This is a genomic window from Neobacillus sp. Fa239 (genome assembly GCF_055395235.1).
The window spans coordinates 4,480,001-4,495,452 of the sequence record NZ_AP041611.1 but is presented as its reverse complement, the minus strand read 5'-3'; the positions used below and the strand labels follow the sequence as shown (position 1 = coordinate 4,495,452).

At 39.8% G+C, this 15,452-nt stretch carries 9 protein-coding genes, 1 tRNA gene, 1 rRNA gene and 1 other annotated feature (1 of these 12 cut by a window edge); of the genes, 7 read left to right on the top strand and 4 right to left on the bottom strand.

The window, feature by feature from the left end; genetic code table 11:
* Window positions 1–232: 232 nt before the first annotated feature.
* A complete protein-coding gene (serA, locus tag ACZ5XR_RS22295; RefSeq protein ID WP_464498670.1) occupies window positions 233–1,876 on the bottom strand; it encodes a phosphoglycerate dehydrogenase in 1,644 nt (547 codons plus the stop codon).
* A gap of 78 nt (window positions 1,877–1,954) precedes the next feature.
* Window positions 1,955–2,174 (bottom strand) — a binding site (T-box leader).
* Window positions 2,175–2,416: 242 nt separating this feature from the next.
* Here serA and ACZ5XR_RS22290 point away from each other — a divergent pair.
* From ACZ5XR_RS22290 to thrB, 3 genes are read left to right on the top strand one after another with little or no spacing between them, the layout of a single operon-like run.
* Window positions 2,417–3,712: a homoserine dehydrogenase gene (locus tag ACZ5XR_RS22290; RefSeq protein ID WP_464498669.1), complete on the top strand. Its 1,296-nt coding sequence runs from the start codon at window positions 2,417–2,419 to the stop codon at window positions 3,710–3,712.
* Complete coding sequence (thrC, locus tag ACZ5XR_RS22285; protein WP_464498668.1) at window positions 3,709–4,770, top strand: threonine synthase; 1,062 nt, start codon at window positions 3,709–3,711, stop codon at window positions 4,768–4,770. The genes ACZ5XR_RS22290 and thrC overlap by 4 nt, the downstream gene beginning before the upstream one ends.
* Window positions 4,767–5,684, top strand: coding sequence for a homoserine kinase (gene thrB / locus ACZ5XR_RS22280; RefSeq protein WP_464498667.1), 918 nt, complete (start codon window positions 4,767–4,769; stop codon window positions 5,682–5,684). The genes thrC and thrB overlap by 4 nt, the downstream gene beginning before the upstream one ends.
* Window positions 5,685–5,719: 35 nt before the next feature.
* Here the strand turns inward: thrB and ACZ5XR_RS22275 are convergent, their stop codons facing one another.
* On the bottom strand, window positions 5,720–8,245 hold the full coding sequence (locus ACZ5XR_RS22275; RefSeq protein WP_464498665.1) for an EAL domain-containing protein: 2,526 nt from the start codon (window positions 8,243–8,245) through the stop codon (window positions 5,720–5,722).
* A 495-nt stretch (window positions 8,246–8,740) separates the two neighbouring features.
* Between ACZ5XR_RS22275 and ACZ5XR_RS22270 the strand changes: the two genes are divergently transcribed.
* The gene (locus tag ACZ5XR_RS22270; protein ID WP_464498664.1) at window positions 8,741–10,033 is read left to right on the top strand and encodes a DEAD/DEAH box helicase; all 1,293 of its coding nucleotides are present in this window, start codon (window positions 8,741–8,743) and stop codon (window positions 10,031–10,033) included.
* A 263-nt stretch (window positions 10,034–10,296) separates the two neighbouring features.
* Window positions 10,297–12,342: a glycosyltransferase family 39 protein gene (locus tag ACZ5XR_RS22265; protein WP_464498662.1), complete on the top strand. Its 2,046-nt coding sequence runs from the start codon at window positions 10,297–10,299 to the stop codon at window positions 12,340–12,342.
* A gap of 344 nt (window positions 12,343–12,686) precedes the next feature.
* Here ACZ5XR_RS22265 and ACZ5XR_RS22260 read toward each other — a convergent pair.
* Together ACZ5XR_RS22260 and ACZ5XR_RS22255 are read right to left on the bottom strand one after the other, a co-directional pair.
* A tRNA-Ala gene (locus tag ACZ5XR_RS22260) sits at window positions 12,687–12,759 on the bottom strand.
* A gap of 78 nt (window positions 12,760–12,837) precedes the next feature.
* Window positions 12,838–13,533: an MgtC/SapB family protein gene (locus ACZ5XR_RS22255; RefSeq protein WP_464498661.1), complete on the bottom strand. Its 696-nt coding sequence runs from the start codon at window positions 13,531–13,533 to the stop codon at window positions 12,838–12,840.
* Window positions 13,534–13,650: 117 nt separating this feature from the next.
* Here ACZ5XR_RS22255 and ACZ5XR_RS22250 point away from each other — a divergent pair, with 117 nt between their 5' ends.
* Both ACZ5XR_RS22250 and ACZ5XR_RS22245 read left to right on the top strand, forming a co-directional pair.
* Window positions 13,651–14,559, top strand: coding sequence for a DMT family transporter (locus ACZ5XR_RS22250; RefSeq protein WP_464498659.1), 909 nt, complete (start codon window positions 13,651–13,653; stop codon window positions 14,557–14,559).
* A gap of 498 nt (window positions 14,560–15,057) precedes the next feature.
* Window positions 15,058–15,452: ribosomal RNA gene (locus tag ACZ5XR_RS22245) — 16S ribosomal RNA — on the top strand (it continues 1,155 nt past the right edge of the window).

The following is a 15,452-nucleotide window of genomic DNA, read 5'->3' as shown; positions in this document are numbered from 1 at the left end:
ACAAGGTGCTTAACTTGCCCCCCAACCGATAAGAGCGGGCCCAGATGAGGGAATCGGCATCTTTTTATCAGGTACCGGATATTAAAAATGGCTCAGTTGAACTGAGCCATTTTATTTTTAATTGCAAAAACAGATACAAAAGGAAGTACAAATTGGGCTTCGGGTTTTGCGACATGAAACGGAACCCGTTAAATTGTGCCATCCTTTTTTATATATGTTGAATTTTAATAACTTAAATGCTGCTCTCTACTCTCTGCGGCTCAATCTGTCCTGGTTCAAATGTATCTATATTTGGCAGTTCTAATAACTGTACTTCTTCTAACCCATTAATTAAGGTTAAGGCTTGAATTACATCTGCATCCAATTTTTTATCCAGGGTTAATACCATGATTGCCTCGCCGCCGACTGCAGCTCTGCCTACCTGCATGGTACCGATATTGATTAAATAATCTCCTAAGAGCGATCCAACCTTGCCGATGATTCCAGGGACGTCTTGGTGCTTTACATATAAGAGATGATGCTCCGGCTTTACGTCGATCGGGTATTGATTGATTTTCACGATTCTGGCGCCGTAGCCATTTAGAACGGTTGCCCCAATTTTAGCTGTCTCTCCATCCTGAGAAACGGACAGCTCCATATAATTGGCAAAGCCTTTGTTGGTCGCATTTTTTTGGACATTATAGGAAACCCCCTGTTCCTTTAAAAGGTGAAGGGCATTGATTAGATTCACCGAATCGCTTAAATGATAGGATAGTATTCCTTTAATCATGGTCCGGGTTAATAATTCCGTATCTTCCTCGATTAAATCCCCATAATAATTGATTTCAATTTTTCCGGGAGCCTGTTTTAATAATTGCACTACCAACTGCCCCATTTGGTCGCCTAGGTTTAAATATGGCTGCATTTTTGCTTGTGCTTCACCTGACATTTGCGGCATATTCACGGCATGGTGAATCGACTGTGATTCAAATATATCAATAATTTCGGCACTGACCTCTTGGGCCACTTTTTCTTGTGCTTCAATCGTGGAGGCCCCCAAGTGCGGAGTTACAATGATATTCGGATTTTGCAGCATTTCAGGATCGGCAACCGGTTCCTTTTCAAATACATCCAAAGCAGCACCGGCAACATGGCCAGATTGAACAGCTTTGACTAATGCTTTCTCATCAATAATGCCGCCGCGGGCACAATTAATAAAGCGAACTCCTTTTTTGGTTTTTCGTAAATACTCTTCATTTACCAATTTTTTTGTATCATTTGTCAGTGGGGTATGAATGGTAATGAAATCTGATTCTTGGGCAATAAGATCTAGGCTTGCCTTTGTTATTCCGAGTTTTTTGGCTCTTTCTTCAGTTAAATAAGGATCAAAACCTAGAATGTTCATGCCAAAGCTTTTTGCTCGTTTTGCTACCTCGGTACCAATCTTACCCATACCGATAACGCCAAGCGTTTTCTTGTATAACTCGACGCCCTTAAAGGAATTTCTGTCCCACTCACCAGTAGATGTTTTCTGGTGGGCCTGCGGGATTTTCCGGGCTAAAGAAAGCATCATCGCCAATGTATGCTCTGTTGCCGCAATCGTATTAGCACCGGGTGCATTTATCACGATAATTCCCTTTCGAGTGGCGGCATTTACATCGATATTATCGACACCGACACCCGCCCTTGCAATGACCTGAAGCCGGTTCGCTGCCTGGAGCAATTCTCCAGTTACTTTCGTTTGGCTGCGGACGATTAGGGCATCGTATGCTCCAATGATGCTTTTTAACTCCTCCGTTGGAAGAGTCGGCTGCCTGTCAACAATAAAATTTGGATGATTGAATAAACTTTGCAATCCTGTGTCACTAATACCATCCGTTACAAGTACTTTATACATGTGCCATCAAAACCTCCTTGTTTTCATTAAAGTGATTAAAAGCAAAACGTCCCTCATAACAGACAGATTTGTCTTGTTATGAGGGACGTGATCTACCGTGGTGCCACCCTCTTTTGAGGCAATCCCTAAGGACAGTCCTCCTCCATACTTTAACGGTTTCTCACCGGGCAGGCTTACTTTTTGTTTTCAGCGTGCCAGTTCAGAAGTGCTTGGCATTTTTAAGAAACGACACCGGTTTGCAGCAACCACCGGCTCTCTGAAGCCATCCCTTAACAGCCCTCTTCATCAATACTTTTCATTATTGGTTGAATATACGGAATATTCTACAGCCTAAAAACAAGACTTGTAAAGGAAAAATATTATATAATTTTTTTGAAAAATTTTTTTAAAAATAGGAATCGCGACATGATGCGGCAGTAAGCGGTTACAATAGAATGCAGCGAAAACGTTTCTATTGTAAAAAAATTAAGAGAATCATATAATGTCTACTATATATATACATTTGTTCATCTGAAAAAGACAGTCTTAGGAGTGAATACCATGAATGTAATTTCAATAGGATTATTAGGTTTAGGAACAGTTGGTTCCGGTGTTGTAAAAATTGTTGAAAGTCATCAAGATAAATTAATTCATCAAATAGGCTGTCCCGTTGAAATTAAAAAAGTTCTTGTGCAGGATTTACATAAAACAAGGGCTGTCGAAGTGGTCCCCGGCTTGTTGACATCGAATCCGGATGAAATTTTAAATGATCCAGAGATAGATGTAGTGATTGAAGTGATGGGTGGAACGAGTGAAACCAAACCCTATTTGCTAAACGCCCTCCGTCAAGGAAAGCATGTGGTAACAGCTAATAAAGACTTGATGGCATTACATGGCTCTGAACTGCTAAAAGTGGCCTCTGAACATGGCTGCGATTTATTTTATGAAGCGAGTGTTGCCGGGGGCATTCCTATCCTAAGAGGGCTTGTTGATGGTCTTGCGTCCGATAGAATAACGCAATTGATGGGTATCGTCAATGGTACGACAAATTTTATTTTAACAAAAATGAGCCAGGAGGGCTTGCCGTATGAAGCAGCCCTAAAAGAAGCTCAAGAGCTCGGTTTTGCTGAAGCAGATCCAACGGCTGATGTTGAAGGCTTGGATGCAGCTCGAAAAATGACCATCCTTGCTACTTTGGGCTTTTCCATGCATATTGATTTGGAAGATGTAAAGGTTTGCGGGATTTCAAATATTTCAGAGGAAGATTTACGATATGGAAAACAGCTGGGATATACCATGAAGCTGATTGGAAATGCCCATCGTGAAGGTGAAAAAGTGGAGGTAAGTGTCCAGCCAACTTTCTTATCCGATCAACATCCGCTCGCTTCTGTGCATAACGAATACAATGCCGTTTATGTGTATGGTGAAGCTGTTGGTGAGACGATGTTTTACGGTCCTGGTGCCGGAAGCCTGCCAACTGCCACGGCAGTTGTTTCCGATTTAGTCGGAGTAATCAAAAATCTGCGCCTTGGTGTTAACGGTCGAAGCGCCGTTACTCCACAATATCCGAAACGCTTAAAGGATGATTCGGAAAAGTTCTCGAAATATTTTATAAGAATTCATGTCCAAGATGAAGTTGGTGTCTTTGCTGATATCACCTCAATCTTTGCCAAATATGGAGTTAGCTTTGAAAAAATTCTTCAGATGCCAGTTAAGAAAAATGAGACAGCGGAAATTGTCCTTGTTACACACAGGGCTTCTATTACCAGCTATGAGAAAATCTTAGTAGAATTAAAGGATCTAACTGCCGTAAAAGAAATTAAAAGTTCCTATAGAGTGGTGAGGAAATCGCTATGAGATGGCCAGGATTATTAGAAGCATACAAAGAATTTTTACCGATTAACAATGAATCACCGAAGCTCACTCTAAATGAGGGAAACACTCCGTTAATTAAACTTGAACGACTTTCAAGGGAATGGGATGTGGAGCTATATGTAAAAATGGAAGGGGCCAACCCGACGGGGTCATTTAAGGACCGTGGGATGGTAATGGCGGTCGCAAAGGCTGTAGAAGAAGGAAGTAAGACCGTTATATGCGCTTCAACAGGAAATACATCTGCATCTGCTGCAGCCTATGCGGCTCGTGCAGGAATACGGTGTGTCATCGTGATTCCTGAAGGGAAAATTGCCCTCGGCAAACTGGCTCAGGCAATGATGTATGGAGCTGAAATTATTTCGATTAAGGGAAATTTTGATCAAGCGTTAAAAATGGTTCGAAATATTAGTGAGGAGGAACCGATTACCCTGGTCAATTCGGTAAATCCTTTCCGCTTAGAAGGGCAAAAAACGGCGGCTTTCGAGATTTGTGATCAACTAGGGTTTGCACCTGAAGTTTTGGCCATACCGGTGGGGAATGCCGGAAATATCAGTGCTTATTGGAAAGGCTTTAAGGAGTACAATGTTAAGAAAAGCACGGGGTTACCAAGGATGTATGGTTTTGAAGCAGCGGGCGCAGCGGCCCTTGTCCATAACCGGGTATTTGAGAATCCGGAAACGATCGCAACCGCCATTCGAATCGGCAATCCAGCCAGCTGGGAGCTGGCAGTAAATGCCGTCAAGGAATCAGATGGATTATTTGATGAAGTAAGTGATGAGGAAATCTTAATGGCTTATAAGAAACTGGCAGCAGCGGAAGGAATTTTTGTTGAGCCGGCTTCAAGTGCATCGATTGCGGGCATCTTTAAGAGCATTCAAAAAGGCAAAATTGATAAAGGTACCAAGATTGTCGCAGTCCTGACAGGGAATGGCTTGAAGGATCCGGATACTGCCATCAATTGCAGCCAGGTGAAGCTCATTCAATTGCCAAATGATGAAAAGGCAGTGGCTGAGCATATTAAGGGAGTTGTCTGCGGATGACTCTAAATAATCGCTATTCAATCAAAGTGCCGGCAAGTACAGCCAATCTGGGCCCAGGATTTGATTCGATGGGATTGGCACTGGATCTCTACTTAACATTAGAGGTCGAAAAGAGCGAACAGTGGGAAGTTTCTTCAAGCAGCTATGAACTGCAGAATTTGGCTACTGATGAACAGCATTTTATTTGCCAAGTTGCGATCCAAACTGCTAATAAATTTGGGAAAAAACTGACGCCTTGCAAAATTCAAATTGACAGTGATATTCCACTGGCACGAGGATTAGGGTCAAGTGCTTCGGCAATCATCGCAGCGATTGAACTTGCTAATATTGTGGGAGGTCTGTCTTTAACAAGGCAGGAAAAGCTTTTATTGGCAACGGAGTTAGAAGGACATCCGGATAATGTTGGTGCTTCACTGTTTGGAGGCTTGGTGATTGGATGTTATCAGCAAAAGGAAGTAGATTTATTATCCTTCCATGATTTGGAATTCGAAGTGGTGACGGTTATTCCGGATGAAACTTTATTAACGAAGGAGTCCCGCGAAGTTTTGCCGTCCGTTATTTCTTATCAAGATGCAATCAAAGCCTCGTCAACTGCGAACCTTTTAGTTGCAGCATTACTTAGTCAAAATTGGGATTTGGCCGGCAAAATGATGAAACTGGATTCTTTCCATCAGCCTTATCGGAAACCGCTGATCCCCTTGTTTTCTGAAATAGAACATGAAGCCAAATTGAATGGTGCCTTTGGGGTAGCATTAAGTGGTGCAGGACCAACCGTGATTTGTTTTATGGAAAAAGGAAATGGGAGACAATTGGTCGAGACGCTGACAAAGTCATTCCCGACGATGTGTGTAAAAAAATTAAAGATCGACCATCATGGGAGTTGTGTTAGCAAGATAGAACAATGTATAAAGTAGAATTACTTCGTGAAAAAGTTAGGGCAGATTGGTCCCTAACTTTTTTCATGAAGATATTTTTCGAATTCCCGGGAATTAAGTGGCTGGCTAAACAAATATCCCTGCATTTGCAGGCAGTTTTTTGATATTAGAAAGTCCCTCTGGTACTCTTTCTCAACGCCTTCTGCAATCACATTAAGATGAAGGCTTTTGGCAAGAGTGATGATGGCTTCCGGTATCTCTGAATTGCTTAAATCCTCTTCGATGTTCTGGATGAAGGATTTATCAATTTTTAGTGTACTGATTGGCAGGTTTTTTAAATAACTTAGTGAAGAATATCCCGTACCAAAATCATCAATCGATATCGCTATTCCTAAACTTTTCAAGTATTGCAATGCTTGAATGATTTCAGGTGAATTATTGAGTAAGATACTTTCAGTAATTTCAATTTCAAAATGGCTAGGTTCCAATTGACATTCTTCCAGGATTGCCTTTACCTTTTTTGCCATTGAAAGAGGCTCTTGAAATTGACGGGCAGAAAAGTTTACGGAAATGGTTAAGGGCTCTGAACGATTCCGATTCCATTTACTAACCTGCTTACAGGCTTTTTTCATGACGAATTCCCATAATGGCTGGATTAGCCCGGTATCCTCGGCTAGTGGAATAAATATTTCGGGAGAAACAGAACCAAATTCTTCATCACTCCATCGTACCAATGCCTCAGCGCCAAAGATGGTCGATGAATGAACGTTGATTTTTGGCTGATAGTGAATGTCAATTTTGCCTTTTTCGATCGCCTTTCTTAAACGTGCTTCTAACCGAGGGTTTTCTTGGCTTAATTTATTAATTTGTTCATTGAAAATGATGACCTTATTTCCACCCATTTTTTTGGCTGCATACATAGCCATGTCTGCATAGATAATCAGGGTTTCTAAATTTAATGTATGCAGAGGATATAAACTGATTCCACAGCTTGCTCCTAAATAAATCTCCATTCCATTCATCATATAAACCCTTTTTATGGCATCTACAATTCTTTCTGCAGTGGTCTTTGTTTCATCCAGATCAAGATCTTTTAGTAGGATGATAAATTCATCGCCGCCTTGCCTTGTAATGATAGAATGATCGTCTGAAAGGCATTCTTGAATCCGGCCCGCGACAATTCTCAGTAACTCATCTCCTTTGCCATGTCCAAATGAGTCATTAACATGTTTAAAGCGATCTAAATCGATAAATAGAACAGATACAGTCCCGCCCGTTAATTCGGCTTGTTCAATGAGCGGCTGTAATTTTTCTTGAAAATATCTTCGATTAGGCAGTCCCGTAAGCGGATCATGATACGCTTGATATTCAATTAATTCCCTGCTCTGATTCAAGTCATTCACATATTTGCGCAAACGGTTCGATAGAGCATTCACATTTTCCGTCAGCAATCCAAGCTCGTCTTTCCGGTTTAACTGAAGATTTATCCCGAAATTACCTTTCGTAATTTCATTAACCTGCTCGACGATATAACCGATGGGTTTTGTAATGGAGCGAGAAAAAACTAAGCTGATGATGAGCACCAGGATCATAATCACAATGGAAAGAAGAATATGAACCATTAACTCATGTAAAAGTTCATTTTGGATGAGACCAAAATTATATACAAGGCCAATGACATAGGGCTCACTTTTTGACCTAACGGGGACGAAGGTCTTCATAATGTTCATACCATTTAAATGATCTTTATACGATTGCACGTGATTGGTGCTAAGTGCTTTCCTAATAAACTTGGTATCCGTCTTAACATTTGAATATTTGTATGTTCCATACCAAATGGGTTTTGCTGAAATTCGAATATAACTATTTCCATTTAAATGGACTACTTCATTTTTTTTGCCAAAATTCTTTGGATTAAAAACAGAGAGCTCCAATACGCCCGGTACCATCGTGTAATCCTCGATAATCTTTCCTGGGCCGAACCTTCTTTCGTATTCCAAAACCCTGTTATCACGATAATAGGGATCGATGATGTAATTGGTCGTTCCATCAAAATAATAGCCCCATTTATCAATATGATCAGGATTAGAGGAGGCAATTTCCATTGGCCCTGACCAATAATAGGGTAGCGTTAATCCTTTTCCAACCGAAACCGGTTTAAGCGTAAACAATTGTTGATAGGCCGTATACCAATAACCCCAGCCTTTTGTACTCAGATTAATTTCTTTCGGGTCAGAGGATTTTACCCCAATGATGTCATCTTTGGTCTTGGCTAAGAGGGTAATATGGGAAACCTTTAATTCTTTTGCAAGAGTCCTTAGCTGATCATTTGTTACATTCTGATAATGCGGGGGCAATGCTTTTTCGATGGCCACGGATGCAACTCTTAGCTCTCTGGCAAGAATATCCTCAACATATTCTGAACCCTGCTTCGTATTTTCAACCTGTGTTGAGACCTCCTTTGTGATCATCGCAATTTCTTTTTCATTATAGTTTAGCAGTTGATTCTTCGAACGAATATAATGGAAAGCATTATTAACAACTAAAATAAAAAACACGATAATGGAAAAAATCAACGGCAGCTTTCTCTTGATGGACAATGACACAACACTCCAATTACTATAGATGTTTATATAATTTGTTTTTTAATTAACTAAAATTCAAAAAACAGAAGAATCAAAGAAATACGCGGGGGGAAGGAGCAAAAAACAAGCAGCAGTTCAAAACTGCCGCATTTTTAAACTATACTCTTATTATATCAAATGGCATCCTTTTTCTGAAAATATAACCTAAGAGAGTCATTGATTAAGAAAATACAGATAGCAGTTAGGATAAAAAATCCAATCGGCACTAATAAGATCCATGAATAAAAATCATGATTAGCCATCTTTGAAAATTTAGTCTCAACTATAAAATTAGCATAATATTCAATTTAATGTAAAAATATACAGCGTTTTATTTGTATTTTCCTTCTTATATAATGAGGGATAGAATAGGAAAGAAGACAGCCGTAATGTGGTTAAAATGTAGAGAAATACTCGTATTGTTACCGATATTTTAAGCGCGTTAATACAGAATAGAAAGTAGGGATTTTTTTGCCTGATTTTTTGTCATTGGGTATTTCAGAGACAATTGTTAATTTATTACGAAGCTATGGTGTTGCAACGCCAACCCCCATTCAGGAACGTGCGATTCCATCTGTAATGAATGGACAAGATATTATTGCACAAGCACAAACTGGTACGGGTAAAACATTTGCATTTATATTACCTATCCTTGAAAAAATTGACCCGGACACCGATATGATACAAGCACTCGTGGTAACTCCGACGAGAGAATTGGCACTGCAAATTACCGAAGAAATTGAAAAATTAATAGTAGATATGCCGAAAATGAATGTTTTAGCTGTTTATGGCGGACAGGATGTTGAGAAACAGCTAAAGAAATTGCAGAAAAACGTCCAAATTGTTGTCGGAACTCCAGGCCGTTTATTAGACCATCTAAGAAGAGGAACGGTAAATTTATCGAATGTATCCATCCTTGTTCTAGATGAGGCGGATCAAATGCTCCATATCGGATTTTTACATGAAGTAGAGGATATTATTAGCGAAACGCCCGAAAGCAGGCAAACCTTATTATTTTCAGCAACGATTCCACCAGAAATTAGATCGTTAGCCAAAAAATATATGATTAACCCAGAATATATTCAAGTGAAAAAAATCCAAGGACCGGCAGATAATGTCAAGCAGATGGCTATTCACATTACGGATCGGGCGAAACAAGCAACACTTATTCAATTAATTGAGACACACCGCCCTTTTTTAGCCGTGATTTTTTGCCGAACGAAACGGAGAGTTAGCAAACTGTATGATGCATTGAAATCGCATGGTTTTTCCTGTGATGAATTGCATGGTGATTTGTCACAAGCAAAAAGAGAGCTTGTGATGAAACGGTTCCGAGAAGCTGATTTCCAATTGCTGATTGCAACGGATGTAGCTGCGAGAGGCTTGGACGTCGAAGGGGTAACACATGTGTTTAATTATGATATCCCCCAGGATGCAGAAAGCTATATTCACCGAATTGGCAGAACTGGAAGAGCAGGGATGAAGGGACTGGCCATTACCTTCTACTCATCTGCAGACCGAACCACTCTGGAGTTAATTGAAAAGCAACTTAACATTACGATTCAAAAACAAAACCTTGTAAAAAAACAAGAGAATAACAAAGATTCAGCTTATACTGAACAAGGAAAAACAAAAAATCAGTATGATGAGCGGAGTAAACAACGAAAATCGGTTACTAGAAAAAGAATAAACAGCCGGACAACCGCAAAAAGTGGGGAAACAACTTTTCAAACAAGCTCAAGAAAAAATAGGCGTGGAAGATAAACAAAAAGGAAATTTCAATATTAAAAAGCCCAATTTCTCTGTATTAAAATAGAGAAATTGGGTTCTTTTTCATTATTCCATAAAATTTAAGATTAAGTTCAGTTCTTTTTAATATTAAATGGGTATTCTTATGTTGATGAATAAAATTCAGCTAAACGTGGAAAAGTTCATTTTTCATTTACATTTTGTTCATTTTCCGTCAATACCCATTTAGTATTTTTGATTAATGAAAAAATATCTTTAAGGAGATGAGAGGTTCTTCTATGAGCCAGGAAAAATTTAAATTCAAATGGCATCATTTGGCGTTAGCAGTCATTCTATTAATATCAATTATTCTTAATTTTTATAAGTTGGGGCAGGAAGGGTATGGAAATACGTATTATTCTTCCGCAGTAAAAAGTATGCTGGACAGCTGGCATAACTTTTTCTTTAATTCTTTTGATTCGAAGGGGTTTATCACTATTGACAAGCCTCCGGTTGATTTTTGGTTTCAAACATTAAGTGCGTATATTTTCGGATTTAAAGGATGGAGTTTATTTCTGCCGCAAGCTTTGGCAGGAGTACTTTCTGTCGCTTTACTTTACCATCTCACAGCTCGTGTATTCGGAATTGGTGCAGGGCTGCTGTCGGCCCTATTTTTAGCAGTTACCCCTATTGTGGTGGCAGCAGACCGGACAAACGAAGTGGACAGTATGCTGATGTTTGTAACTCTGATTGCCACATGGGCCCTCAGTAAAGCAGTCGAGAAAAACCATTTAAAATGGCTGCTTCTTGCCTTCTTTTTGGTTGGTATCGGGTTTAACATTAAAATGATGGAAGCGTACCTTGTTCTGCCGGCATTTTATCTGTTTTATTTCATTTCAACTAAATTAACCTGGGCCAAAAAGTTTGTTCACTTATTGACTGCAACGGTCGTTCTTGTGGTTGTTTCCTTGTCGTGGTCGGTAATCGTCGATTCGATTCCATCAAATCAGCGTCCCTACGTTGGGAGCACCCAAGACAATTCCATGGTAACGCTGGCAATTGGATATAACGGAATTAATCGTTTGGTAGGTCAGCAGCGCGGCGCCCAAGGGAATTTTCATTACGGGGCGCAGGGAGGTTATCAAGGCCGTATCCATAACGGTTCACAGCAAGGCCAGGGATTAAATGGCTGGAACAGGGCAAACGGAACCCGCCAATATACAAGGACAAATGCCCCAACATCGATGGGACAACAAACGAACAGCCATAAATTCCAGTTTACGAGGGGGATGTCACGTAATGGGAGTGGAAACGGTTTTTCCGGATTTGGACAAACAGGGAATCCCGGCCCTTTAAGGCTGCTTACAACACCTGAATTGGATGGGCAGCTGAGCTGGCTATTGCCAGTGGCTATAATCGGAATTGTGTCACTGCTGTGGGGTACTCGTTTCTGGAGTCCTCTGGACAAAAAAGGCCAAACAGCGATCTTTTGGGCCGTATGGGTTTTGACCATGTTTGTATTCTTTAGTATTGCAAAAAGGTTCAGCAGCTATTACATGGTAATGATGGCTCCGGGGATTGCTGCCTTGGCCGGGGCAGGCTTTAAACAGATGTGGAGTCAATGGCGCGATCAAGTAAAAATAGAGAAATGGTTTTTCCCACTTGCAATCCTATGTACTGTGATTTTTGACCTTTCAATCGTAAGGAAATATCCGTCATTACGGGATCCGCTTTCGATTGCAATTGCTGTGCCTGCCTTAATAGCTTTGATTTGTTTGCTGCTTACTCAAACAGCGGTCAGGAAAAAAATATCCATACTTGCCATAATTGCTGGTGTATTTGCTTCAATAGCAGCCCCAACGGCTTGGGCAATGACACCAATGGAATATGGGGGTTCGGTAACCAAACCATTTGCCGGTCCGGAGTTGCAAAACCAGCATGGACGGGATGAAATGTCAGCTAATCCCAAACTTGAAAACTATTTAAAGGCAAATTATCAAAAGGGAACATATCTGGTAGCTACATTAAACGCTACTACAGCTGTGCCTATCATTCTTGACACCGGTCTGCCTGTAATGGCTATGGGAGGATTTATGGGGAATGACCCGGCGCTGACGGTTGATAAGCTTCAAAAGCTGGTGAATGATCGCCAAATTCGCTATTTCCTTCTTCAAGGAAGGTCATTTGGTGGTCAGCAAACGTCGGTTCTTAATTGGATTAAAACTAACTGCAAGATCGTACCTAATAGCGAGTGGCAGAACTCTCAATCCGGCCAAAGCCAAGGCGGATGGATGGGATTTAGTAATTCGTCCATGACACTTTATGAATATGTAAAAAATAAATAACAGGTAAAAAGAATATGCCTCAAGAGACGTAATACGGAATCTTGAGGCATTTTTTTAATCTAATTGTGAGGTAATTTAAATCTCAATACTAATATCAACATAAATATCCAGGATTTTTTGAAAGTCTTCTTCCACTATCTGGCCCGATTGTGGAAGAAGGACCAAATAAATTAAGCCTTAATACAGAAGACTCATAATTTTGTGTTTTAAGGCTTATCCTTTAAAACATGAAATATGCCAATCACAATATAAAATTAAATGCCAAATACATACCTATCAGATACCGCAGCAAATTTTACGACAAACAAAAAACCCTTGCATATATGTGCAAAGGTTTTGAAGTATGGAGAATAGGGGGCTCGAACCCCTGACCTCTTGCATGCCATGCAAGCGCTCTCCCAGCTGAGCTAATCCCCCAACAAGAATTGGTACAAGAAGAATTATATATGAAAAGGGCAATTCTTGCAAGAGGAAATTTTAATATAATAATATGACCTAACTAATACTTTCAATTTCCACCTTTTTTACTCCTTTTAAATTTGAAACAGAGGTATAAACATCCGTTGTCATTTCACGATAATCAACCGAAACCAGGATTTGAACAAGATGATCGCCGTTATCTAAATCTTTTATGCGAATCCGTCTAACAATATATTTTTTCTCTAAAAGAAAGGAGATGGCATATTCGATTTGGGTTTTATCCCGAATGAATAATTGAAGATTGATCTCTTTTTCCCGCAATTGTTTTGGCCCAAAAAGCTTCATTAAAAAAGGAATTAATTCAACACTTATCATCAGCAGGGCAACGCCAGTAAATGCTTCTAAATAAAAACCAGCTCCTACAGCTATGCCAATTCCAGCCGCACCCCAAATCATGGCTGCTGTCGTTAAACCGGAAATGCTGTCATTCCCTCTTCTCAAAATTACACCAGCACCTAAAAATCCAATACCGGAAACAATCTGTGCAGCTAGTCGAAGTGGATCCATTGTAATTTTGACTTTGTCGGAGTTTGGAAACATATAGGCTGACTCAATTGAAACGATTGTAAGGAGACAGCTTACAATACATATTACCAGACTTGTTTTTAATCCAACTGGTTTTCTTTTAAGCTCACGTTCCAAGCCGATAACGAGTCCAAATACGGCAGAAACCCCGAGTTTAATTAAAATCTCAAGAGTAATATTGTTCATGTCATATTCACATCCATTTATAAAAAATTAAATTCTTTGATTAAGTAATAGAAAATATTATACGATAGCTATATATAAAAGAGAACATTGGATGACTTTATTTAAAAGGAGACTATCATGGAGGAACCAAAAATTAATCCCTACGCTGCCCTTACTGTGGGCGTTATATCTGTTTCGGCATCAGCGATCTTTGTAAAGCTATGTACCTCACCTTCAGGAGTTATCGCTTTTTACCGATTATTTTTCACAGTTCTTTTTATGCTGCCCATTGTTTTAACAAAACAGCATGTATCTGAACTTCGCCAGATTACCAAAAAGGACTGGATTTTTTCTATCGTTGCAGGAATATTGTTAGCTTTTCATTTTATTCTTTGGTTTGAATCGTTAAATTACACTTCCGTTGCCAGCTCAACCGTTCTGGTGACATTGCAGCCTATATTCGCTTTTATAGGGACTTATTTATTTTTTAAAGAAAAACTATCTGTTAAAGCCATTTTAAGTGGATTAATTGCTGTGGCTGGAAGTGTCATTATTAGTTGGGGAGATTTTCAGATTAGCGGATCCGCTCTATTTGGTGATTTTCTCGCGCTCGTTGGCTGCGCCTTAGTAACAGCATATTTACTTTTCGGTCAAAATGTTAGAAAAAGATTATCATTAATAACCTATACTTTTGTTGTCTATTTAATCAGTGCCATTACCCTCTTGATTTATACTATATCAGCTGGGCAGTCACTATTCCCGGAGAAATCAAGTGATTGGATTTATTTTATTTTGCTTGCACTCTTTCCTAATTTACTTGGTCATACATTGTTTAACTGGTCGTTAAAATGGTTAAGCACCTCAACCATCTCTATGGCCATTTTATTTGAGCCTGTGGGCGCGACAATTTTGGCTTATTTTATATTGGGTGAATACGTTGTATGGTCACAAGTAATCGGAGGGATGATTGTGATTGCGGGTATTGCTCTTTTTGTTCTTGATGAAAGGAAAATAAAAATAAAGTCTGCGGTAACCAGTAAGAGTTAAACAACAGAAAAATAATCCGATGCATCGGGTTATTTTTTTTGAGGATATTTAAATAGAGGGAATATTCGCAGATTTTGTGGATAATCAGGTTGAATAGCGATAGGTATCAACTCTTTATTGTGGATAAGATTGTGTATAAAATTTTCTGATTAAAATGAAACCAAATGCTCTAAAATATAAGGGGAACTTTTTTTAAAAAAACTTTAGAAATTATATTGCAATCATTTATTTATCATGGTATATTAAATCTCGTCCTCTTCAAGAGAGAAACAACGAAAAAGAAATTGAAAAAAAGTTGTTGACAAGAAGAAGAGCGATGTGGTAAATTAAAGAGGTCGCTTTTGAGCGATAAAGCAAAATTGTACAAGCTAATATTTAAATAATTGGCTTTGCAAAAAATTGTTCTTTGAAAACTAAACAAACAAGACGTGTAAACAAACAATAATATTCGTTTCTTTTTGAAACGAAGCCAACGTAATATTTTTGAGCTAATCAACTTTCTTGGAGAGTTTGATCCTGGCTCAGGACGAACGCTGGCGGCGTGCCTAATACATGCAAGTCGAGCGAATCAATGGGAGCTTGCTCCCGTTGGTTAGCGGCGGACGGGTGAGTAACACGTGGGCAACCTGCCTGTAAGACTGGGATAACACCGGGAAACCGGTGCTAATACCGGATAATCCTTTTCCTCTCATGAGGAAAAGCTGAAAGACGGTTTCGGCTGTCACTTACAGATGGGCCCGCGGCGCATTAGCTAGTTGGTGAGGTAACGGCTCACCAAGGCGACGATGCGTAGCCGACCTGAGAGGGTGATCGGCCACACTGGGACTGAGACACGGCCCAGACTCCTACGGGAGGCAGCAGTAGGGAATCTTCCGCAATGGACGAAAGTCTGA